This window comes from Paenalcaligenes sp. DL 463 (assembly GCF_057475185.1).
Genome location: NZ_JBYBKX010000001.1, coordinates 1,057,136 through 1,078,017, shown reverse-complemented (window position 1 = coordinate 1,078,017; position 20,882 = coordinate 1,057,136). Strand labels below are relative to the sequence as shown.

Below are 20,882 nucleotides of genomic sequence, written 5' to 3'. Positions count from 1 at the left end.
ATCAGGTGGATAGGCTACGTTTGCAACCTTGATTTACTGTGCATCCTCGGGCATTGCTCTTCACTTCTGGCTTAGCGCATTGGATAACAAACGCGCCGTAATGTCCACGATAGGAATCACTTTCTCGTAAGCCATTCGGGTAGGCCCAATCACGCCTAAGGTTCCCACCACTTCACCACCCACGCCATACGGCGCAGTGATCACTGAAACCTCGTTCAGCGGCATCAAATTGGAATCACCACCAATGTAGATCTGTACGCCCTGCGCATGGCTAGAAACATCCAACAGATGTAAAAGGTCGGTCTTCTTCTCAAACAACTGAAACAGACGCCGTAGCCTGTCCATATCTTCGGTCATTTCACTAATGTTCAAGAGCTTATTCTCGCCAGAAATAACCACGGCCTCGTCGGTATCGGGTTCGGTCGTGCCCGCCACCACGGCGGCCTGCATCAGCTTAGAAATGTCTTCCTGCAACGATGACAGCTCGCCAGCTAAGGATTCACGCACCTCAGAGAACGACTTACCTGAGAAATGCTGGTTAAAGAAATTGCTTGCCTCAAGTAGCTCTTGAGACAAAAACTCTCGGGGCATCGATAAAATCCGGTTTTGCACATCGCCATCAGGCGTGACAATAATAAGCAAAACACGCTTACCCGATAAACGAATAAACTCGATTTGACTGAAGGTTTGCGCCCGTTTTGGCGCCATAACCACACCCGCGAACTGCGATAAATTTGACAGCAAAGCAGCCGCTGAAGTGACTGCTCGTCCGGGCTCGTCGCTAGGAAGGTGCAACCCCGCGGGCTCGACCATCGGTTGATCAAAACGCTGCACTGCCAACAAACGATCAACAAAAATGCGGTAGCCTTGGGGGGTGGGTACCCGCCCTGCCGAGGTGTGTGGGCTTTGAATCAGCCCCATGTCTTCAAGGTCGGCCATCACATTTCGAATGGTGGCAGGCGACAAATCGAACATTTTTGATAAGGTTCGAGAACCCACAGGTTGCCCATCGGCGATATATCGCTCGATTAATACTTTTAGCAATGCATTCGCTCTATCGTCCATAGCTCTTTACATAGTTGTTGTTGGTACGCTTACGTATAAATTCGATCAATAGAACGCCCTAAATTGTTGTGCAACTCTATAATTCACGTATTTCTACTTACTTAATCCGATCATAAGGCATTTTCCTCATGCACTTTAAAACGGTCGCCATCATTGGACGATATCAAGACACCGGCCTTGATGCTCCATTGCGCGCACTGATCCAGACACTAAAAACCGCTGGCTGCACAGTGTTAATGGAGGTGGAGACCGCACGCAACACAGGCATCCACGACATTGACGCTATCTCGTACGACGACATGGGTCGCTATGCCGACTTAGCCATTATCGTCGGCGGCGATGGCACCATGATTGGCGCCGCACGTAAACTTGCCTGTAGCGGCATCCCGCTTATTGGGATTAATCACGGGCGCTTAGGCTTCATTACTGACATCCCACTGGCCGACGCTCACGATGCCATTATTAGTGTCATTAACGGCAATTACGAGGCCGAAGAACGAAGCATGCTCGAAGGCAGGATTGTACGTGGTAACGAAACACTGATATCAAGTATTGCCCTGAACGACATCGTCATCAACCGAGCGGGTCGAGGCGGAATGATCGAACTGCGTGTCGAATTGGATGGCGTTTTTATGCACCGCCAACGCGCTGATGGGGTCATTATTTCCACCCCTACCGGCTCTACCGCCTACGCCTTAGCCGCTAACGGCCCTATTCTACACCCTGCCTTGAATGCGATCTTACTCGTTCCTGTGGCACCACAAACCTTATCGAACCGTCCCGTGGTGGTTCCCGATAGCAGTACACTCAGTTTAACGATCACCACATTGGGGCGCGTAGAATCCGGGGCCAGCGTACACTTTGATATGCAAACCTGGTCAGACTGCCAACCGGGTGATCGTATTGATGTGCGTACCGCCAAAGAAACCGTACGCTTTATTCACCCCACAGGCTACAGCTTCTTTTCCACGTTACGCCAGAAGCTTGACTGGAATCGCATGCCCCTACCCTCAGACGAAAACGATTAATACTCAACTTTATGCTGCGTTCTCTGAACATCCGTGACTTCGTTATTGTTAGCCATGCGCACATCGAATTCGAGGCTGGCTTCACCGTTTTCTCGGGCGAAACCGGCGCCGGAAAATCCATCTTAATTGATGCCTTATCGTTAGTGCTGGGTGCTCGCGGCGACACCAAAGTCATTCGCGAACACTGCGACAAGGCCGACATCAGTGCTCAGTTTGACTGCTCAGAAGCGGTGACGAACTGGTTGATCGCGCACGAACTTGAAGCCGATGGCGACTTACTGTTGCGCCGCATCATCGACAGTCAAGGTCGAAGCCGAGCCTTTATCAACGGCTCTCCCGCCACCTTGACGCAATTGCGTGATGTGGGTGAGTTTCTCGTGGACATCCACGGCCAGCACGCCCACCAAAGTTTATTGAAAGCAGCAAAACAGTACGAGCTACTCGACTCGCAAGGTGGGCATAGCGCCGTGGCTAAAGGCGTGCAACAGGCTTGGACTGTCTGGCAAGAGCTTCGCCGACAGTACCAACAGGCTGCAGAACAGGCGGACCAGCTTGCTGCCACGCGCGAACAACTGCAATGGCAACTGGATGAACTGCAGGCCTTGCAATTGCAAGAAAACGAATGGGAAACCGTTAGTGACGAGCATCAACGCTTGTCTCACTCGCAAGCCCTCATTGCGGGCACTTCTAAAGCCCTACAATTACTGGATGCTGAAGAAAGCTCGGCACAAAAAAACCTAAATGCTGCGGCCCATGAGCTTCAACATTTGCTTGATCACGACGCACAGCACTTACAACAAATTTTTGACACCGTAGAGTCGGCACGTATTGCCTGCGCTGAAGCAATTTCCGATTTAAACAGCTACGTGTACAACATGGAACTCGACCCCGATCGATTGGCCGTGGTCGAAGCACGAATGGCAGAAATCTTTGCCTTATCACGCAAACATAAGTGCCAACCCGAAGAACTGTTGCAGGTTCAAGCCGAACTTCAAGTTCGCATGGACGAACTCAATGAAAGCAGTAACCTCGAGAACCTTCAAGAGCGACTGCAACGTGCCGAGCAACACTACCAAAAGCTGGCTGGCGAGCTTAGTCAAGCTCGTGCCAACACGAGCAAAACACTAAGTAATCAAGTCACTGCGGCCATGCAAGAACTCTCCATGCAAGGCGGTCAGTTCGTGGTGTCATTAGCGCCATCCAAGGCCAGCGCCCACGGTAATGAAAGTGTAGAGTTTTTAGTCTCTGGACACGCTGGCGTCAGCCCTGCCCCCTTAAGTCGAGTGGCTTCTGGCGGTGAATTAGCAAGAATTTCATTGGCCTTGGCCGTCATTGCAAGCCAAGCAGCTCGGGTTCCGACGCTGATTTTTGATGAAGTGGACACCGGCATCGGAGGCGCCGTCGCCGAAGTGGTGGGCACTTTACTGCGCAAGCTAGGAAATCGGCATCAAGTATTGTGCGTCACACACCTACCGCAAGTGGCGGCCCAAGGCCAACACCACTTTCAGGTAAGCAAAACCAGCCACGACAGTGGTACCAGCTCAAGCATTGATGTTTTGAATGCTGCGGGTCGCGTGGAAGAGATATCACGCATGCTGGGTGGTATAGCGATTACCGAAACCACCCGTCAACACGCCAAAGAAATGCTACAGCAATAATAATGGTGCGCGAAGGATAAGAACCTAAGGCATATGCCATAGGCCCCTATCACTTCATTTCAATGTTGCACGTTAGCGTGTGGGCGTTTTTGCAGAAAGACGTCCACCCGTATTCACACGGCTGGCACTAATACACTCTTCGCAAATACCGTACAACACCAAGGTATGGCTTTCGAGCTCGAAGCCTAGGTCTTCAGCAATTTTATACTGTCGTTGCTCAATTTCCGGATCGGAGAACTCAACTACCTTGGTGCAGTTGGTGCAAATGAAGTGGTCGTGATGATCACCATCATTTAGCTCAAAAACAGCTTTTCCACCATCAAACTGACTGCGCATCAAAATACCGGCTTGCTCAAACTGAGTAAGAACGCGATAAACCGTGGCCAGTCCGATGTCTACGTCTTCGGCAATAAGAAGGCGATATACATCTTCGGCGCTTAGATGACGCATTTCATCTGTATCATCGTTACGACGGAAGACGTCGAGAATCTTGAGGCGTGGAAAAGTCGCCTTAAGCCCCATGTTTTTCAGTTCATTCTGATCTTTCATAGCTAAAATTATATATCTGAGGGGGTAAGGCTCGTGGCCCATCAGAAAAATACCGACGGATTCCGAGACGGATTTCACGGCGTATTATGCGCCGAAGTCGAATCCCTTATATGATAACGATTTTATTCTAACAGGGGCATTGCACTCAGATGAAAGCGAAAAAACTTATTCCTGCCCTACGCACGAGTTTAGCCATCTGCCTTAGCGCTGCAGTATTAAGTGCGTGTGGCGGTGGTAAATGGGGATTTCCCTATAAAGCCGATGTGCAGCAAGGAAACTGGATTACCGCTGAAGAAGTTAGCCAACTGCAGCCCGGAATGACACGCGAGCAGGTTCGCTACGTATTAGGCACACCCACATTACGGGATATTTTCCACACCGATCGTTGGGAATACCCTTTTTACAGCAAGCCCGGTTACGGTGAAGAAGAACTGCGTTTGTTCACTGTTTGGTTTGAAGGTGACACCTTAGTACGCTGGGAAGGTAGCGCTCAGCCACAGCACCAACCTTTCCAGGAAGCCAGCACCAATCGCACTCAACCAACCACCTCTGACACCGAGGATGACAATGCGGCACATACTCTGCCCATTAATCAGCCTCAGCCTGCGGGTGCCATTCATGACGGCTCACACCACCCCGAGCCGCTACGTTAAATAGGATTAAAAATGCGTATTGCAATTAGCGGCGCCAATGGACGCATGGGCCGCATGCTGATCGAGGCGGTATTGAATCACCCTGAGCTTCAACTTAGCGTGGCTCTCGATCATTCTGGCTCACCTGCCATCGGAAACGATGCCGGTGCGTTCTTAGGTCGAGACACCGGCGTCATCATTAGCGACGACCTGAACTCATTAGCCCAAGCCGATTGTTTAATTGACTTTACTCGTCCCGAAGGCACCCTTACTCACCTTGAAGCTTGCATCCAGCACCAAACCAAGTGTGTTATCGGAACAACCGGCTTTAGCGAAGAGCAGAAAGCACGCATTCAACAAGCTTCTACAGATATCGCCATTGTTTTCGCACCCAACATGAGCGTAGGCGTGAACGCTACGCTTCGTTTGCTCGAGGTCGCGGCCAAGCTTTTAAATTCCGGCTTTGATGTGGAAGTATTTGAAGCGCATCACCGAAATAAAGTGGATGCGCCATCCGGTACAGCACTAATCATGGGCGAAACGGTAGCCAATGCGTGGGGCAAAAACCTAAATGATATTGCTGACTGGGCACGACACGGGGAAACCGGTGCTCGCGAGACCGGTAATATCGGTTTTTCAGTCGTACGAGGCGGGGATATTATTGGTGATCACACGGTGTATTTTTGCGGTGAAGGTGAACGCATCGAAATTTCACACCGCTCTAGTAGCCGCACCACTTATGCTCAAGGCAGTTTGCGCGCGGTACAGTTCTTGACCGATAAAAAGTCAGGTTTGTATTCTATGCACGACGTTTTAGGCATAAAATAAAAGCTAAACGCGGCCTAGCGTTAGCGGCTGTACTGCCGTTAACGCTGGGCGATTCGCCCTAAAGCACTGTGGCCCTCGCTATCCAACTTAGTTTACGTTAACGGGCTCTTGTTCAAGCATGACCCCAAAACGGTGGTCAATATCCGCCTGAATTGCCTCCGCTAAGCGCTTTACATCTTCGGCGTTCGCCCCCCCAAGGTTCGTCATCACCAATGCCTGTTGGGTATGCATTGCTACCGACCCTAAGGCCTTTGCTTTCCAACCCGCCGTATCAATTAGCCAGGCAGCTGCAAGCTTATACGTGCCATCAACCTGCTCGTAGCCTTTAATTTCTGGGTATTGGGCGCGAAGACTTAACCACTTATCACGGTTAACCACCGGATTTTTAAAGAAGCTTCCCGCATTGCCAATTTTGGTAGGATCAGGCAACTTGCGCTGACGAATCTCCACCACAGCATCGAAAACCTGCTGTGCAGTGGGCGATTGAGCTAAAAGCGCATGGGCCTGTAAATCGGGATAATGGGTGACTGGCTCCCACTGCTTGGCCAACAAAAACCGAACCGCCACGATCAACCACGTGCCGGGTGACGATTGTTTAAACACACTGTCTCGGTACGCGAAGCCACACTGATCGGCGGACAATTCGCACAAGGTTTCGTGCTTAAAATTCCATGCCAGCACACTGTGTAAACGCTGATCTAACTCAACCCCGTAAGCACCGATGTTTTGTACGGGTGCTGCCCCTACCGTTCCAGGGATAAGCGCCAGATTTTCCAGCCCTACCCAACCTTGGCTTAAGGTGTAGCGAACAAAATCATGCCAGTTCTCGCCTGCTTCCGCTTCGATCACCCAATGATCCGCCGTTTGTGCCACCAAACGTATGCCCTTAGTATCCGTTTTGATGGTTAGACCAGACACTTGCGGGGCCAACACCACGTTACTGCCGCCCCCCAGCACCCAATGACGGTCGTACGCTTTGCGTAAATGATTGAGCTCGGTAAGTTGTTGACGGTCCTGAAAAGAAAACAGGGCCGCCGCTGACGACGCTAAACCAAAACTGTTAAAGGGCGTTAAGTTAAAATGATGCTGTGTAGTCACGGAATGGTTGAGACACGTAAAAGCCGGTAAAGCCTAAGCATAACGCAGCCAAAACACTCTGTGCAGTCAAAATAAACAGAAACATGCTTGACACAATTAAAAATTGGGTGCTATAGTTACGTCTTTACTTCAGCAGCAAATGAAAAGCGCAACGCCAAAGGCGCACTTTTTATTTAATGTGCTAAGTAAATTTTGTTTAGACGTTTTTAAGGGTACGAACCCTAAAACGGCAAAACAAATAAAGATTAGAATTTTTCGCAATGATTTAAAAAATCGCTTGCAAAATAAAAAAGCTTAGCTTATAATTCTATTCTTTCTTAATAAGCACTAAACACCAACGCTTATTAAACGTCTTAAAAAGACACATGCGGGAATAGCTCAGTTGGTAGAGCGCAACCTTGCCAAGGTTGAGGTCGCGAGTTCGAGCCTCGTTTCCCGCTCCAAATTTTGATTTATAGATATTCTCTGAAATCTGTGAATCCTCAAGAAAGGGACCTTCTAGGTCCCTTTTTTCGTTCTAGCGAAATCCACAGCGATCAGGCGGGACAGACTGAAGACGTTAGCTTGCCGGCCACCCTGCTCAAAATCAAGGCAATCGCACCTTCGAGAATAGCTACATAACGAAGCAACAACCATGCAATGCCCCAATAATACCGGCACCGATTAAGCAAACGTGCGTTACCATCCTCTGGCGCTGCATACAGAAACAAAAAATATTCATTAGCCTTTCACGTAGAAGATCGGCTTATCACCAGTGTGACCTCAATTTACGGTAAAGTGGCGTCTGTCGCTCGGAGCTTAAGGCAACACGTATTATGGATATAGCTTTACTTCTTATTGTTGTTCTGGTTGGTTGGCACCTATTGCGCCAGCGTTACCAGCGGGAACACATCTCTCTATTAGGCAAGCACTTAAATAACTTGCAACTTGAGCGGCATATGGAAACGCTCACCCAAGGTTATGCGCGTGCCATTAACGAAGACTCTGAAAGTCGCCAGCTTCAAGTGCTGGACACTTTCACGCAAACCGAACAGGCTGTAGCCGCACAGGCTCAAACACTGGCCGACGCGATGCGAGCAGAAAACCAACAAGCAGCCCGTCTTGTCGCCTTACCTTTTTGTGTTCCTTATGCAGAACGCTTCTTACCTACTCTAACCCGTGATTTTAGCGAGCTGCTACGTATTCATGCGGCGGGTTTTCGCCGCGTGGTCGATAACGCTCGTAACCTTAGTCCCAAAGACCGTGCCTTTCATTTATCAGCCGAGCTCTACTTGTTTCAGCACAGCTGTCACTGGTTCTGTAAATCACGCGCCGTAGCGGATGCGCGTTTGGTTGTACGCCATCAAGTGAACCACGGGAAAGTTTTGGAGTCGGTTAGTGACGAAACCCGCAGGGCTTACCTACGCTGGTTACACGAAAAAGCGCTCGATTAGGCGATTTTGTGCTGCAGGCGAGGCTTCTTGCCCGCCAAACGCCTCCTTTACCGCTTTCTTGCTCATGGCGGATCAAATTGCTTGGCCCTATAATCAATACCATCTAACCGACTGATTATCCCTTAGCTCAAAGAGTCTTTTTTATGAAAGTCGTGGTGTGTGGGGCAGGCCAAGTTGGCACGACTATTGCCCGCCATTTGGCCTCTGAAGGCATCAGCGTCACGGTCATCGACATCGATGAAGAGCAAGTACGTCGTGTGGATGAAAGCTACGACGTACGCGGTGTGACAGGGCATGCCTCTCATCCGGCCGTGTTACGCAAAGCCGACGCTCAAGATGCTGACATGCTGATCGCTGTTACTCGCTCAGATGAAGTCAACATGGTTGCCTGCCAAGTTGCCTATGCCCTTTTTGGTGTGAAACGGCGCATCGCTAGGCTGCGACACTCAGGCTATTTTGATCACGAAAGCGCCGAACTCTACGTCAGTAAACACCTCCCCATTGATATTATTATCTCGCCCGAGATCGAAATCGCCGATGGTATCGCTTGGCGTCTACGTGCGCCCGGTGCTTTCGATATGGTCCCCATGGCTAAAGGTAGGGTCGAATTATTAGGCATACACACCGAAGGGGTGGATGGCCCCATCATCGGTGAGCGAATTAGCGATGTCGTACAAGACCAAAGCTTTGACGACGTCGCCATCGTTGCATTGGCCCGTAAAGGCCGCTGCTTCATCCCAAACGAGCAAGATCGCATCGAAGCCGGTGACGATGTCTATGTCATCGCCAAAACCGAGAAAGTGAAGGGTTTGATGCAGGCCTTTGGGCATCGAGAGCGCGAAGCCAAAAAGCTTATTATTGTGGGTGCAGGCAATATTGGTTTACACCTTGCACAGAAAATTCTGCACGACTCCCCACGCGTCGATATCAAAATCATTGAACAAAACCAAGGACGTGCGAGGTATATCTCGAACACCTTAGGATCACGAGTGATCGTACTGCAAGGGGATGTTTTAGATCCCGAGCTGTTAGAGGAAGCACAAGCAAGCACAGCCGAAACCATTGTTGCAGTCACCAACGATGATGAAACCAATATTTTCGCATCCGTTCTTGCTAAACAAGCAGGCTGCAAACGCGCAATCACATTAATCAACAAACGTAACTACGAGGCTTTCACTCCCCTCTTAGGCATTGATGCCGTTGTTAGCCCCAGTGCCGCCACCATTTCCACAGTATTACGACACGTTCGTCGAGGCACCATCGCCGCGCTACACACCTTACGTGAAGATTTTGGCGAAATTGTAGAAGCTGAAGTAACGGATAACTCAACACTTTGTCGCCGCACTTTGGGTGAATTGCGTCTAAGCGCCGGCATTAAGATCGGCGTGGTCGTGCGTGACGGTGAGGTCATCATTCCCACCCCCCAAACACAACTACAAACTGGCGATCACATTGTGGCGCTGGTTACGTATAAGCATCTGCATTATTTTGAATCCCTATTGGGTGCACGGAGATAAGCCTTGAACAATCTGGCTCCTCGTCACCCAGCCAAGCACACGATCAATTCCACCCCCGGGCTTAAACCATTAATGCCGATCGTGGGGCTAATCTTGCTGAGCGCCGCCGCATTAATGCTGCTCCCCCTATTCGTCGACCTTTACGACGACAATAACGATTGGCAAGCTTTTGCCACCTCGTTTGCGATTACCGTTACGCTTGGTGTGTTCTTACTGCGCGGACATCGACGAGCGCTAAGCAAAGCACTTTCCATCCGGCAGATTTTTTTACTGACGCCATTAAGCTGGTTTAGTGTAGCGGCGGTTAGCGCGCTGCCTTTTTACTTTTCGGACTACGGCAGCATCAACGCCCATCTCACCAACGCCGTTTTTGAATCCGTTTCAGGTATTACCACCACCGGCTCTACCGTGCTTTCGGACTTAGAGCGCGCCCCGCCAGGCATCCTATTATGGCGCGCACTTTTACAATGGATGGGGGGAATCGGCATTATTGCCACTGCCATTGCCGTGCTACCCATGCTAGGTATTGGAGGGATGCAGTTATTTCGCACCGAGTCATCCGATCGCTCAGAAAAAGCCACACCACGTATTCGTCAGTTTGCGATACTTCTCGGTGCGGTGTATTTAGCACTCTCCGTGGTTGCAACACTGGTGTATTGGCTAGCGGGTATGCCGCTTTTTGATGCGATTGCTCATGCGCTTAGCTCAATATCAACGGGCGGGTTTTCAACCTCAGATCAGTCCTTAGGCGCGTGGGACGCAAATGGCATTCAATGGTTCGCAGCACTCTTTATGCTGTCTGGAAGCATACCGTTCGTGCTGTATGTGCGTTTTATCGTCGGCGACAGTAAGACCCTTTGGGACAGACAAGTCAAAACCATGCTGGCGTTCATCCTGTTGATTACCTTGTTGCTCGCCTTGTGGTTGCTTCTTACTGGCCAATACCCCCTTGAAGCCGCCCTACGACATGCTACGTTTAATGTCGTCTCGGTATTAACGACCACAGGCTTTACGACCACCGATTACACCTTATGGGGCAACGCGATCGTTGGTCTCTTTTTCATTTTGACCTTTGTAGGCGGCTGTACAGGCTCTACAACAGGTGGAATAAAGATATTTCGCTTTGAAGTCATGGCCATCATGCTCAAAGCCCATTTCTTGCGGTTGTTGTATCCAAATGGTGTTTTTCCGCGTGCTTACGGTGGAAAAGTGCTGGATGATGACATTATCTGGTCGGTGATCGCTTTTCTTTCGGTCTTCTTTCTCTGCTACGCCTTCTTCACCATCGCGCTAATGGCCTTAGGGCTGGACTTTCTTACCAGTGCTTCGGGGGCGGCCACAGCGCTGTCTAATGTGGGTTCGGGCCTAGGAGACACCATTGGCCCAGCCGGCAACTTTTCGCTGCTGCCTAATGGAGCAAAATGGCTTTTATGTTTGGGGATGCTGCTGGGGCGTCTTGAGCTGTTTAGCGTGCTTATCTTGTTTGCTCCACGATTTTGGCGGCGCTAACGGCCCTACATCTTATGGTAGTGTGATGGCTTGTCTCAATGACCAACCAAAGGAGAGGAAAGTTTCACTGGCCGCAAGGTCGACGCCCTGACGCTCACCCTAGCCTAAGTGAATTAGGGCTGTAATCACACACTGTACGAAGAATTAAGCATAAGTAGAGGCTGATTAGTAACGACAAAACATAAGGCCTCTGCTTTTCAACGAATAATGGACACTTCCCACCTCGCATTCGTTTCTTATGCGACAATTCGGCCCTCTTACGTCATTTAGTTACTCAAGGTAACATCAGCTTAATTACGGTTCTTATTGTCACCAAGCCGTTACTTTTACCGTCATCCCTAAGGAGCAGCACAACATGGTAAGAACACGATCTCGCCATCGTGAGCAGTTGCTATTAAGCTTGGCATCGGCCCTCGCTGATTACCCTCGCGCATCAATGGAACAATTAGCAAAAACTGTAGGCATAAGCCGAGCCACATTGACCCGTCACTTCTCAACGCGCGAAGTCATGATTCAGGCCATATCTGAAGCCGCCATCATTCGTGCCGAGCAGGCATTCGAACGTGCCCGCCCCCATGAAGGTGTGGCAGAACAAGCCATTAAACGCTTGCTTGGCGAGCTATTACCGATTGCCGAGTTATATACCTACGCCTACCACGACGAAACGGATCAAGTGGTACAAGCCCGAGCTGAGCCCTTGCGTGAGTCCATGATCGCTCTGTTTCAACAGTGGCAAAATGCGGGCCAAATACGAATTGATTCGCCCGCGCTATGGTTAGTTGAGTCCATGTCAGCGCTACTTCGCAGTGCTGCCACGCTAATCCGCTCTGGTCGTTTAGCCCGTCACGACGCCATCGAGAATATTTTCTGTGTGTTTTGGCAGGGTGTGCACAAGTCGGATCTCGCTCGTTAAAGCAGCGGTAATACTTCGGTTCCTATTTCCGCAACCACATCACGCGCCGTACGTTGGCTGTTTACCAAATTAAGCAGCACATGCGCTACGCCTAGCCGTTGGATACGATGTAAGTAAGCAATCAGTGCCTCACGCCCACAACGCATGCCTAAATTAATAGGCTCAGCGTCGGCTTTGGGGTCGTCCACCAAATCGAGCTGTAACGACTGGATGAACGGTTTCGCTTCACCCTGAGCGCGTTGCTCAAGCGCCTGCTGCCACATCCGAATACGATTTTGTTGGCGGTCTTCTTCTCGATGATAAGTTGCCCAGGCGTCGGCATGCTGCGCAATCCACTGTACCGATTGACGTGACGAGCCCACCACCAGCATGGGCACGTGCTGACTAGGCGGCTGCATTAACGGGTACCCTCCGGTATTCTTCAATAAGAATTCGTATTGATCCTTATCTGGACTTAGCGCTGCACGTATTAGCATCCATCGTTGTCGAAACTGTGCTTTACGCGTTTCCAAATCAGCATCAAAAGCCGCGAACTCTTCAGGCCTATCCCCGGACCCTAAGCCCAATATAAAACGTCCTGCACTTAAGCGATTGAGGGTCAATGCAGATTTTGCCACATGCAAAGGATGCCTTAATGGCGACACAATCGCCGCCACACCTAAGGCAATATGTTGGGTCACGCCGGCCAGGGCCATCAGCCATAAAAAAGGATCATCTAGCGCATTCGCGACATTGTCCGCGCCTTGGGGCACCATTAACGGTACATCGCGGGCCCACAAGGCTGCAAAGCCGTATTGATCGGCCAGAGACGCTAAGGCTAATGACTCATCGACGTCCGCCATGTGGGACGTCACATTACTGAAGGGAGTCATAATGCCCAGCGTTAATCGCTCTGGCTGAACAACCTGATGATACGCGGCGTTAAACGGATGCGTATTAGCTAACACTGTCTTGATAGGCTTGCGAAATAATGCGAGCACTTTCCTTAAGTTGATCCGCTTCATCCGAGCTTAAGTGCGGCGTCAGACGTCGTATCACCCCTTGCTTACCCACTACACTTGGAACAGAAAGCGTTGTGCCGTACTCGGGCACATGCGAACCGACGGGCAGTACCAATTGTTCGTCATGCAAGATAGCGCGTGCTAAACGTGCTGCGACCACCCCGATACCAAGCTGGCTAGCGCCGGTACCCTCGATAATGGTGATGTTCGCATGGCGAACCTCTTCCTCAATCTCTGCTTGAAAGTTTTCGCATTGTCGTTGATTGCAATCCAACACCTCCATTAGGGGCACCCCACACACGCGCACGCTTGACCAGATGACAACTTGAGAAGTCCCGTGCTCGCCCAATACCAGCCCTTCTACCGCACTCGCATGCACACCTAAGCGCCGAGCGATGTGAAACCGCAAACGCTGTGAATCCAAGAAGGTTCCGCTACTGACCACCTTGTCGTGCCCAGCCAAGTTTCGTGCCAACTCGGCAAGCGGGTCTGGCGGGTCGGTGACGACCAACAGCACCGCTTCTGGCGCTGCTTTAACAATCTGAGGGATGATATCTTGATAGATTTTGACGTTATCTTCTAATAGGCGCAAGCGTCCTGCATCGTCATCGCGATCCGTAGCCCCACCCGTTTTTTCATTCACGCCAGCGGTAATCATCACCACTCCGGCACCGGCTAAATCGGCATAGTCCCCAGCAGAAAGACTGACCGCTGGCCCTAATGTCGCGCCGTATTGCAAATCGGTAATCATGCCTTCAGCACGTTTACGCGTACGATTCACCAATACGATCTCACGAGCAACGTTTCCAGTCACCAAAGACATCAAACAAGCACTGCCTACCGCCCCAGCTCCAATAACTCCAACTTTCATAACGGCTCCTTAGCGTGATTAGGTCAAAACCAGCGTAATCCACATGACCTCAACATGCAGTAAATAACTGAAAGGCTTGGTTAACGTAACGCCATAACAGTGATTTACGTTAATCCATCAAAAAAATAACGCCATGCGTAGATATAACATGCTTTATTTTTTGGTCGCTGTACTTCACGCGGTAAACTCAGCAACACACCCTTCATCTACATAGGGTGCTAATTTAATCACCACTGATGAAGGCTTTATGATCCACTTATCTTCCGCTAAAGGATTTAGTGCCGAACTACTGCTAGCTGTAAGACCAACAACGTTAACATTTTCATCATATTAAAAACGCATATACAATGTATATATCTTTTGGTTTGAGTTTTATTTTTTGAGTGTGTCCTATGTCTGATAAACCCAGTAAATCAAAGCTCAATAAAAAAGATAGTCAATTGCTGATTCGCATCAGCACCGCAGAGCGTGAGCAGTTCATTCAGGTCTGTGAAGAACTGGATACCACTGCCGCTCGTGAAATCAGGCAATTCATTCGTGCGTTCATCAAGAAGCATAAGGCCACGGAATAAGCCTATCACTTAAAGGAACTTAACATGTCCAAAAACGTTAAATCCATCAAGCAAAAAATCAAAGCTCGTCAAGCCAAGATCGAGAAACACGAAAGCAAAATCAAGTCCTTGAAAAAGGCAATGAAAAAAGCTTAAGTTCTCTGTAGCCTCAAGACGTTGAGCGCTAAGAGAAAAAAGTATAAGGCCTGCCTTTGACTTGCTTCAAAGGCAGGCTTTTTCTATGGTCGCTTATGGGCTCACCTTCCCTCGAATCTCCCCTGCGGTTCCTTTAGGCTTAAATCGCATGCTGGGCAACCCACCGCCATCGCAACCGCGCATCCCCTTTTTCACAAAAATACGACGCAAACTCACTTTAGCTTGTAACAATACTTAATTGCGATTCATTATCATTATCGTTATCAGGTAGTATAACGAACTAATTTGAAGCCGAAGCCGTATTCATAACGAGCCTTTTACATCTGTATCAATAACTCATCAGGGAAGAGAGAATGATTGAAGCAGCAGTGCACTTTAACGTGCATCGATTGACACTCGCCGTAGCCAGCGCATTGATGCTAAGCGCGTCACCCACCGTGTTGGCGCAAGACGTTGATCAGTCGGTTCAGAAGCTACAGTCTGTCGTGGTTACCGCAGCAGGTCATGAGCAAGAAATTATTGACGCGCCAGCCAGTATTTCGGTCGTGACGCGTGAAGAACTAGAGAAAAAGTCGTACCGTGATGTCATTGATGCCGTCAAAGACATACCCGGTGTGTATGTAACGGGCGGAGCGGGCACACAAGACATAAGCATTCGCGGTATGTCGTCGTCTTACACCTTGTATTTGGTAGATGGTCGCCCCGTATCGGCGGGTCGCTCGGTCAATACCAACGGACAAGACAGCGGTAAGCAAATTGGTCTCCCCCCTTTATCGATGATTGAACGCATTGAAGTCATCCGAGGGCCCATGTCTTCGCTTTACGGTTCTGAAGCCATGGGCGGTGTTATTAACATCATTACTCGAAAAGTAACGGATGCTTGGGGAGGCACCGCCAGCGTTGAGTACAACAAATCGGCCAACGATATTAGCAATGACGGCCAAAATGCTAACTTTTTTGTGGGCGGGCCTTTGATTCAAGACCGATTGGGTCTAAAAATCAACGGTGCCTACAGCGGTAATGACGAAAGTGATTTCCAAGGGGGTGGCGATAGCGCTGCCAGCTGGCCAGAAACCAAACGCCGCTCTGGGGGGGCCGAATTAGTTTTTACGCCTAATAAAGCCAATACGTTCACGCTGGGCGCACAGGCATCCAAACAAGAAACCGTGACCACGCCCGGCAAGAGTGTTCCATTGGTTGCCTCTAACGGTCAGCCAAATACGGGGGGTAGTTACGATTACAAAAAGAACGTTTACACCCTAACCCATGAAGGCCAGTACGGCGACCTCTGGACTAACAGCTACTTACAGCATGATATTTCAGAAAAAATACAGGACTTGAGAAAAAAAGAAAAAATCACGGTCTTAAATACTCAAGGCAACTACCTGCTGGGTGCCGGCCACATGCTCACCTTCGGCGCACAATACAAATACGAAGACTTCACTAATGAAACTAACGGCTTACTATCGGCAAATGTGCCAGGTGCCGTTACCAATGTAAACCGCTGGATTGGCGCCGTTTTTGCCGAGGCCGAGTGGGCATTGCGTGATGACTTCACCCTAACAACCGGTTTGCGTTACAACCAAGACGAATTATTCGGAGGCCACCTCTCCCCTCGCCTTTACGGTGTCTACCACCACTCTCCTCGTCTTTCATTCAAAGGGGGGGTCTCGACCGGCTACAAGCAGCCTTCGCTAACTCAGGCCACTGAAGGCTTTGGTGCCACAACAGGAGGCGGTGGATCTCCGGCCCCACACTCACGCGCCATCAATATCGGCAACCCGAGTCTCGAACCTGAAACCAGCACCAGCTACGAGTTGGGTTTCGCCTTCAATGATCCAGACATGGGGCTAAACAGCAGTGTCATGCTGTTCCATACCCAATATAAAGACAAGATCGCCGAAGACCGCTATTGCGAAAGCCCCAATGCAGACCGCCAAGACCCTTCCACATGGTCGTGCCCATTTGGTGAAAACACGTATTTATTCGTCGGCACATACCGCAACATCAGCAAAGCCATGATGCAAGGTGTAGAGGCATCGTTCGACTACCGCCTGTTACCGACTGTGGGCCTTAATACGAGCTACACGTTCACACGCTCTGAACAGCAATCGGGAGAGTTCAAAGGTCGCCCTCTGAATAAAATACCGAAGCACATGTTGAACGTACAGTTAGATTGGGACGCCACCCATAATCTAAACCTGTGGGCACAAGGCTCAGTGCGTGGAAAAACCTCAGACTATATGGGCCGAACCAGCATGTCATCCGGTACGCCAGGCTATGCTTTATATGATCTCGGTATGGTTTATCAGGTCAACAAACACGCCAAACTCAAAGCCGGTATTTACAACGTAACCAACAAGAAAATCACCAACGATACTTATGGTGTCGTGCTTGACGGCCGAAAAATCATGGCTGGACTAACCGTTGATTTCTAAGTAAACGTTAGTTTGCAATCTACGTAAAAGGCCTGTGGTGACACAGGCCTTTTTCATTACGGCCGCTGTTTATCTTCACGCCATTCGCCTGGTTCCAACTCAGCCAAGTCCCAAGGACCGATTTTCACTCGCACCAGTCGTAGAGTCGGCAGGCCTACCGCCGCTGTCATACGCCGAACTTGTCGGTTTCTTCCCTCGGTAATGGTCAATGCAAGCCATGAGGTGGGGATATCGGCCCGATAACGTACTGGCGGGGTCCGTGGCCATAGGGTTGGTTCCGCAAGCCTTTGCACTTTGGCGGGTAAGGTAAGACCGTCTTTCAACATCACCCCTTTTTCAAGATGAGCCACTTGCTCTGGGCTAGGCGTGCCCTCCACCTGCACCCAATAGGTTTTTGGCATTTGATACTTAGGCTCGGCAATACGGGCTTGAAGACGTCCATCATTCGTTAAAAGTAATAACCCTTCGCTATTACTATCAAGACGACCGGCGGGGTACACCTCTGGCACTTTTACATAGTCTTTTAACGTCGTTCGACCCAATTCATCACTAAACTGTGTCAGTACGCCGTAAGGCTTATTCAAGACAATCAACACAGAAGGCTTGGCAGACTCCGATGGTTGAACGCCTTTAGCCCTTAACGCAGGGGTTCGCATTCTCGTACGATGTGTTTGTCCTGAACGACGAACACGGTTTCTCTCAGACGCTGCAGACATAAATTTCACCAAAAAACATAGCTATCTTGAGCAGTGTACCGGCTTAAGACCCCGTTGGCCGCCGTACGTGCAAGCCCCAAAAACCACGAACCCACCACCCCAAAATCGTCCACTATACGGACAGACTAAAACATAAATATCATATAGTGGACGTTTATTTTGACAGTAATAAGACCCATCTTTACTATATTTTCATGGCTTGAGGCGTGAAATCTGCCCAATATAGCTCTGTAACACTGCGATTCTTTATTTCCTTGTCACAACTATCGCAGATTTAGCCCATTAGTGAGGAACGAACATGATCAACAAAATCTACCAGTCAGCAGCCGAAGCTGTTGCACCGGTACACGACGGCGCCACCGTTATGATTGGTGGCTTTGGATTGGCGGGCATGCCAGCCCACCTAATTGATGCGCTGATTGATAATGGAGCCCGCGATCTCACCATTATTAATAATAACGCGGGTAATGGCGATACGGGGCTGGCAGCGCTTCTCAAAGCGAAACGTGTTAACAAAATCATTTGCTCTTTCCCTCGTCAACGCGACTCGTATGTGTTTGACGAGCTCTACCACGCAGGGGAAATTGAGCTGGAATTGGTACCACAAGGAACCCTAGCCGAACGTATACGCGCTGCAGGCGCGGGTATAGGCGGATTCTTCACCCCTACCGCTTATGGCACGCTATTGGCAGAAGGCAAAGAGACGCGCGAAATTAACGGTCGTCATTATGTATTAGAAGGCCCTCTGCACGCGGATTTTGCATTAATCAAAGCTCAACAAGCCGATCGCTGGGGAAATTTAACCTACCGTAAAACAGCGCGTAATTTTGGTCCTATTATGGCAACCGCCGCAAAAACCACGATCGTACAAGTCAATGACGTCGTGGAACTTGGCGCCATGAACCCCGAACATATCATCACCCCAAGCGTGTTCGTAAACCGGGTGGTCGCCATTGGCTCTACAGGAGAAACTCATGAAAAAGCTTAGTCGTAATGAAATGGCTGCTTTGGTGGCGGCCGATATTCCAGAAGGCTCTGTGGTCAACCTAGGAATCGGGATGCCCACTATGGTGGGCAACCATTTGGATCCCGCTCGTGAAATTCTGCTACACAGTGAAAATGGCGTGCTGGGCATGGGGCCTGAGCCCGCAGAAGGCGAAGAAGACGAAGACCTGATCAATGCGGGCAAACAATACGTCACCTTATTAGATGGAGGATCGTATTTCCATCATGCTGACTCGTTTGCCATGATGCGCGGTGGCCACATCGACTTCTGCGTACTGGGTGCTTTTCAGGTTTCGGTAGCCGGTGATCTAGCGAACTGGAGTACGGGTGCTCCGGATGCCATCCCCGCTGTGGGTGGTGCGATGGACTTAGCCATGGGCGCTAAAAAGGTTTTTGTTATGACCGAGCACCTGACTAAGCAAGGCGAGAGCAAGATTGTTGAGGCTTGCACTTATCCCGTAACTGGCATTGGCTGCGTCAGTCGTATCTATACCGACTTAGCTGTTATTGATGTCACCGACTCGGGTTTGGTGGTGCGCTCTATACACTCTGATATCGACTTCGACGAACTGCAACAACTCAGTGGTGTGCCCATGCGTTACGAGCCGCTAGTGAGTGAAGGAGTGCTCTAATGGCTGATGCTTACCTTTGCGACGCCACACGTACCCCCTTTGGTAAATATGGCGGTGCACTAGCACCGGTACGCGCCGACGATTTAGGCGCCGTACCCATTAAAGCACTGATCGAACGCAACCCAAACGTCGAGTGGGACAAGCTGGACGATGTGTTGTACGGCTGCGCGAATCAAGCCGGTGAAGATAACCGTAACGTTTCAAGAATGTCCTCGTTATTAGCGGGGTTGCCAACAAACGTGTCGGGTACCACCATTAATCGCTTATGTGGCTCAGGTCTTGATGCAATTGGCACCGCCGCCCGCGCAATTCGTGCTGGCGAGGCTGGGCTACTTATCGCTGGTGGCGTAGAAAGCATGAGCCGGGCCCCCTTTGTGATGGGCAAAGCTAGCGGTGCGTTTTCCAGAGCACAACAAATGGAAGACACCACCATGGGCTGGCGTTTTGTTAACCCTGCGCTAAAAGCCCTTTATGGGGTAGACACGATGCCCCAAACCGCCGAGACGGTGGCATCCGAATACAACATCAGTCGTGACGACCAAGATGCTTTTGCATTACGAAGCCAAGAAAAAGCCGCTAAGGCCCAGCAAGCGGGTTTATTTGCCGAAGAGATCACCTCGGTATGGGTACCCCAGCGTCGCGCCGACCCCATTGAAGTGGCCCACGACGAACACTTGCGCGGCACCAGCCTCGAAGCACTGGCCAAATTACGTGGCGTAGTGACGGCTGACGGGACGGTTACCGCGGGTAATGCTTCGGGTATCAATGATGGAGCGGTCGCCCTCTTACTGGCCGATGCAAGCAGCGCCGAGAAGTATGGCTTAAAAAAACGAGCTCGCGTATTAGGAATGGCCAGCGTTGGCGTCGAGCCGCGCATTATGGGTATAGGCCCTGCACCGGCAACACAAAAGTTGCTCGCCCAACTTAATATGACGTTAAATCAGTTCGATGTCATCGAGTTAAACGAGGCTTTTGCAAGTCAGGGGCTGGCCGTATTACGACTACTGGGTATTGCCGACGACGATCCCCGCGTCAACCCTAACGGCGGTGCCATTGCTTTAGGCCACCCCTTGGGGGCCAGCGGCGCGCGTTTAGTCACAACAGCACTGCATCAACTCGAACGCACACAAGGGCGCTATGCCCTATGTACGATGTGCATTGGGGTGGGACAAGGTATCGCCCTCGCTATAGAACGCGTATAGCAGCAACTCACATCAGCGGTGTATTTCAAAACGGCCTATTAGCAAACACTAATAGGCCATTTTCATTAACGATTATCGTT

The 20,882-nt window shown here is 50.2% G+C and carries 19 protein-coding genes and 1 tRNA gene; 14 read left to right on the top strand and 6 right to left on the bottom strand.

The features are described 5' to 3' along the window. Positions 1-60 precede the first annotated feature (60 nt). Positions 61-1,065 (bottom strand): heat-inducible transcriptional repressor HrcA, encoded by a 1,005-nt coding sequence (gene hrcA / locus AC2UZI_RS05015; protein ID WP_486942717.1) that lies wholly within the window; start codon positions 1,063-1,065, stop codon positions 61-63. Between the two features lie 128 nt (positions 1,066-1,193). On the opposite strand from hrcA, the gene AC2UZI_RS05010 reads away from it, so the two are divergent. Both AC2UZI_RS05010 and recN read left to right on the top strand, forming a co-directional pair. Continuing rightward, positions 1,194-2,093: an NAD kinase gene (locus AC2UZI_RS05010; protein ID WP_486942716.1), complete on the top strand. Its 900-nt coding sequence runs from the start codon at positions 1,194-1,196 to the stop codon at positions 2,091-2,093. 11 nt (positions 2,094-2,104) lie between these two features. After that, positions 2,105-3,751, top strand: coding sequence for a DNA repair protein RecN (gene recN, locus AC2UZI_RS05005; protein ID WP_486942715.1), 1,647 nt, complete (start codon positions 2,105-2,107; stop codon positions 3,749-3,751). Positions 3,752-3,823: 72 nt separating this feature from the next. Here recN and fur read toward each other — a convergent pair whose 3' ends face one another. After that, entirely contained in the window at positions 3,824-4,300 is a 477-nt protein-coding gene (gene fur / locus AC2UZI_RS05000; RefSeq protein ID WP_486942714.1) for a ferric iron uptake transcriptional regulator, read from the bottom strand. A gap of 149 nt (positions 4,301-4,449) precedes the next feature. Between fur and AC2UZI_RS04995 the strand changes: the two genes are divergently transcribed. Further along, positions 4,450-4,953 (top strand): outer membrane protein assembly factor BamE, encoded by a 504-nt coding sequence (locus tag AC2UZI_RS04995; RefSeq protein ID WP_486942713.1) that lies wholly within the window; start codon positions 4,450-4,452, stop codon positions 4,951-4,953. 12 nt (positions 4,954-4,965) lie between these two features. Next, positions 4,966-5,760 carry a 4-hydroxy-tetrahydrodipicolinate reductase gene (gene dapB, locus AC2UZI_RS04990; RefSeq protein ID WP_486942712.1) on the top strand — a complete coding sequence of 265 codons (795 nt, stop codon included), beginning with the start codon at positions 4,966-4,968 and terminating at the stop codon, positions 5,758-5,760. A gap of 87 nt (positions 5,761-5,847) precedes the next feature. Here the strand turns inward: dapB and murB are convergent, their stop codons facing one another. Next, complete coding sequence (gene murB, locus AC2UZI_RS04985) at positions 5,848-6,858, bottom strand: UDP-N-acetylmuramate dehydrogenase (RefSeq protein ID WP_486942711.1); 1,011 nt, start codon at positions 6,856-6,858, stop codon at positions 5,848-5,850. Between the two features lie 367 nt (positions 6,859-7,225). Here murB and AC2UZI_RS04980 point away from each other — a divergent pair. The 5 genes from AC2UZI_RS04980 to AC2UZI_RS04960 all read left to right on the top strand — a co-directional run bounded on the left by AC2UZI_RS04980 (position 7,226) and on the right by AC2UZI_RS04960 (position 12,230). Next, a tRNA-Gly gene (locus AC2UZI_RS04980) sits at positions 7,226-7,301 on the top strand. 372 nt (positions 7,302-7,673) lie between these two features. Then, entirely contained in the window at positions 7,674-8,291 is a 618-nt protein-coding gene (locus AC2UZI_RS04975) for a hypothetical protein (RefSeq protein WP_486942710.1), read from the top strand. 143 nt (positions 8,292-8,434) lie between these two features. Beyond that, positions 8,435-9,808 (top strand): Trk system potassium transporter TrkA, encoded by a 1,374-nt coding sequence (gene trkA / locus AC2UZI_RS04970; protein ID WP_486942709.1) that lies wholly within the window; start codon positions 8,435-8,437, stop codon positions 9,806-9,808. 3 nt (positions 9,809-9,811) lie between these two features. After that, positions 9,812-11,317 carry a TrkH family potassium uptake protein gene (locus AC2UZI_RS04965; RefSeq protein WP_486942708.1) on the top strand — a complete coding sequence of 502 codons (1,506 nt, stop codon included), beginning with the start codon at positions 9,812-9,814 and terminating at the stop codon, positions 11,315-11,317. A 355-nt stretch (positions 11,318-11,672) separates the two neighbouring features. After that, a complete protein-coding gene (locus AC2UZI_RS04960; protein ID WP_486942707.1) occupies positions 11,673-12,230 on the top strand; it encodes a TetR/AcrR family transcriptional regulator in 558 nt (185 codons plus the stop codon). On the opposite strand, the gene AC2UZI_RS04955 is transcribed toward AC2UZI_RS04960, so the two are convergent. Both AC2UZI_RS04955 and AC2UZI_RS04950 read right to left on the bottom strand, forming a co-directional pair. Further along, entirely contained in the window at positions 12,227-13,210 is a 984-nt protein-coding gene (locus AC2UZI_RS04955) for a TIGR03571 family LLM class oxidoreductase (RefSeq protein ID WP_486942706.1), read from the bottom strand. The two genes, AC2UZI_RS04960 and AC2UZI_RS04955, sit on opposite strands and share 4 nt — an antisense overlap. Beyond that, the gene (locus tag AC2UZI_RS04950; protein WP_486942705.1) at positions 13,167-14,102 is read right to left on the bottom strand and encodes a lactate/malate family dehydrogenase; all 936 of its coding nucleotides are present in this window, start codon (positions 14,100-14,102) and stop codon (positions 13,167-13,169) included. Before AC2UZI_RS04950 ends, AC2UZI_RS04955 begins: the two co-directional genes overlap by 44 nt. Before the next feature lie 392 nt (positions 14,103-14,494). Here AC2UZI_RS04950 and AC2UZI_RS04945 point away from each other — a divergent pair, with 392 nt between their 5' ends. Further along, positions 14,495-14,674: a hypothetical protein gene (locus AC2UZI_RS04945; protein WP_486942704.1), complete on the top strand. Its 180-nt coding sequence runs from the start codon at positions 14,495-14,497 to the stop codon at positions 14,672-14,674. Positions 14,675-15,162: 488 nt separating this feature from the next. Beyond that, positions 15,163-17,247: a TonB-dependent receptor domain-containing protein gene (locus AC2UZI_RS04940; RefSeq protein WP_486942703.1), complete on the top strand. Its 2,085-nt coding sequence runs from the start codon at positions 15,163-15,165 to the stop codon at positions 17,245-17,247. Positions 17,248-17,303: 56 nt separating this feature from the next. Here AC2UZI_RS04940 and AC2UZI_RS04935 read toward each other — a convergent pair whose 3' ends face one another. Then, positions 17,304-17,903: a pseudouridine synthase gene (locus AC2UZI_RS04935; RefSeq protein ID WP_486943717.1), complete on the bottom strand. Its 600-nt coding sequence runs from the start codon at positions 17,901-17,903 to the stop codon at positions 17,304-17,306. A gap of 358 nt (positions 17,904-18,261) precedes the next feature. Here AC2UZI_RS04935 and AC2UZI_RS04930 point away from each other — a divergent pair, with 358 nt between their 5' ends. Genes AC2UZI_RS04930 through pcaF form a run of 3 tightly spaced genes read left to right on the top strand, consistent with a single transcriptional unit; the run spans position 18,262 to position 20,802 of the window. Next, complete coding sequence (locus tag AC2UZI_RS04930) at positions 18,262-18,951, top strand: 3-oxoacid CoA-transferase subunit A (RefSeq protein ID WP_486942702.1); 690 nt, start codon at positions 18,262-18,264, stop codon at positions 18,949-18,951. Beyond that, positions 18,938-19,600, top strand: coding sequence for a 3-oxoacid CoA-transferase subunit B (locus AC2UZI_RS04925; RefSeq protein ID WP_486942701.1), 663 nt, complete (start codon positions 18,938-18,940; stop codon positions 19,598-19,600). The genes AC2UZI_RS04930 and AC2UZI_RS04925 overlap by 14 nt, the downstream gene beginning before the upstream one ends. Next, entirely contained in the window at positions 19,600-20,802 is a 1,203-nt protein-coding gene (pcaF, locus tag AC2UZI_RS04920) for a 3-oxoadipyl-CoA thiolase (RefSeq protein WP_486942700.1), read from the top strand. The genes AC2UZI_RS04925 and pcaF overlap by 1 nt, the downstream gene beginning before the upstream one ends. The last annotated feature ends 80 nt before the right edge of the window (positions 20,803-20,882 follow it).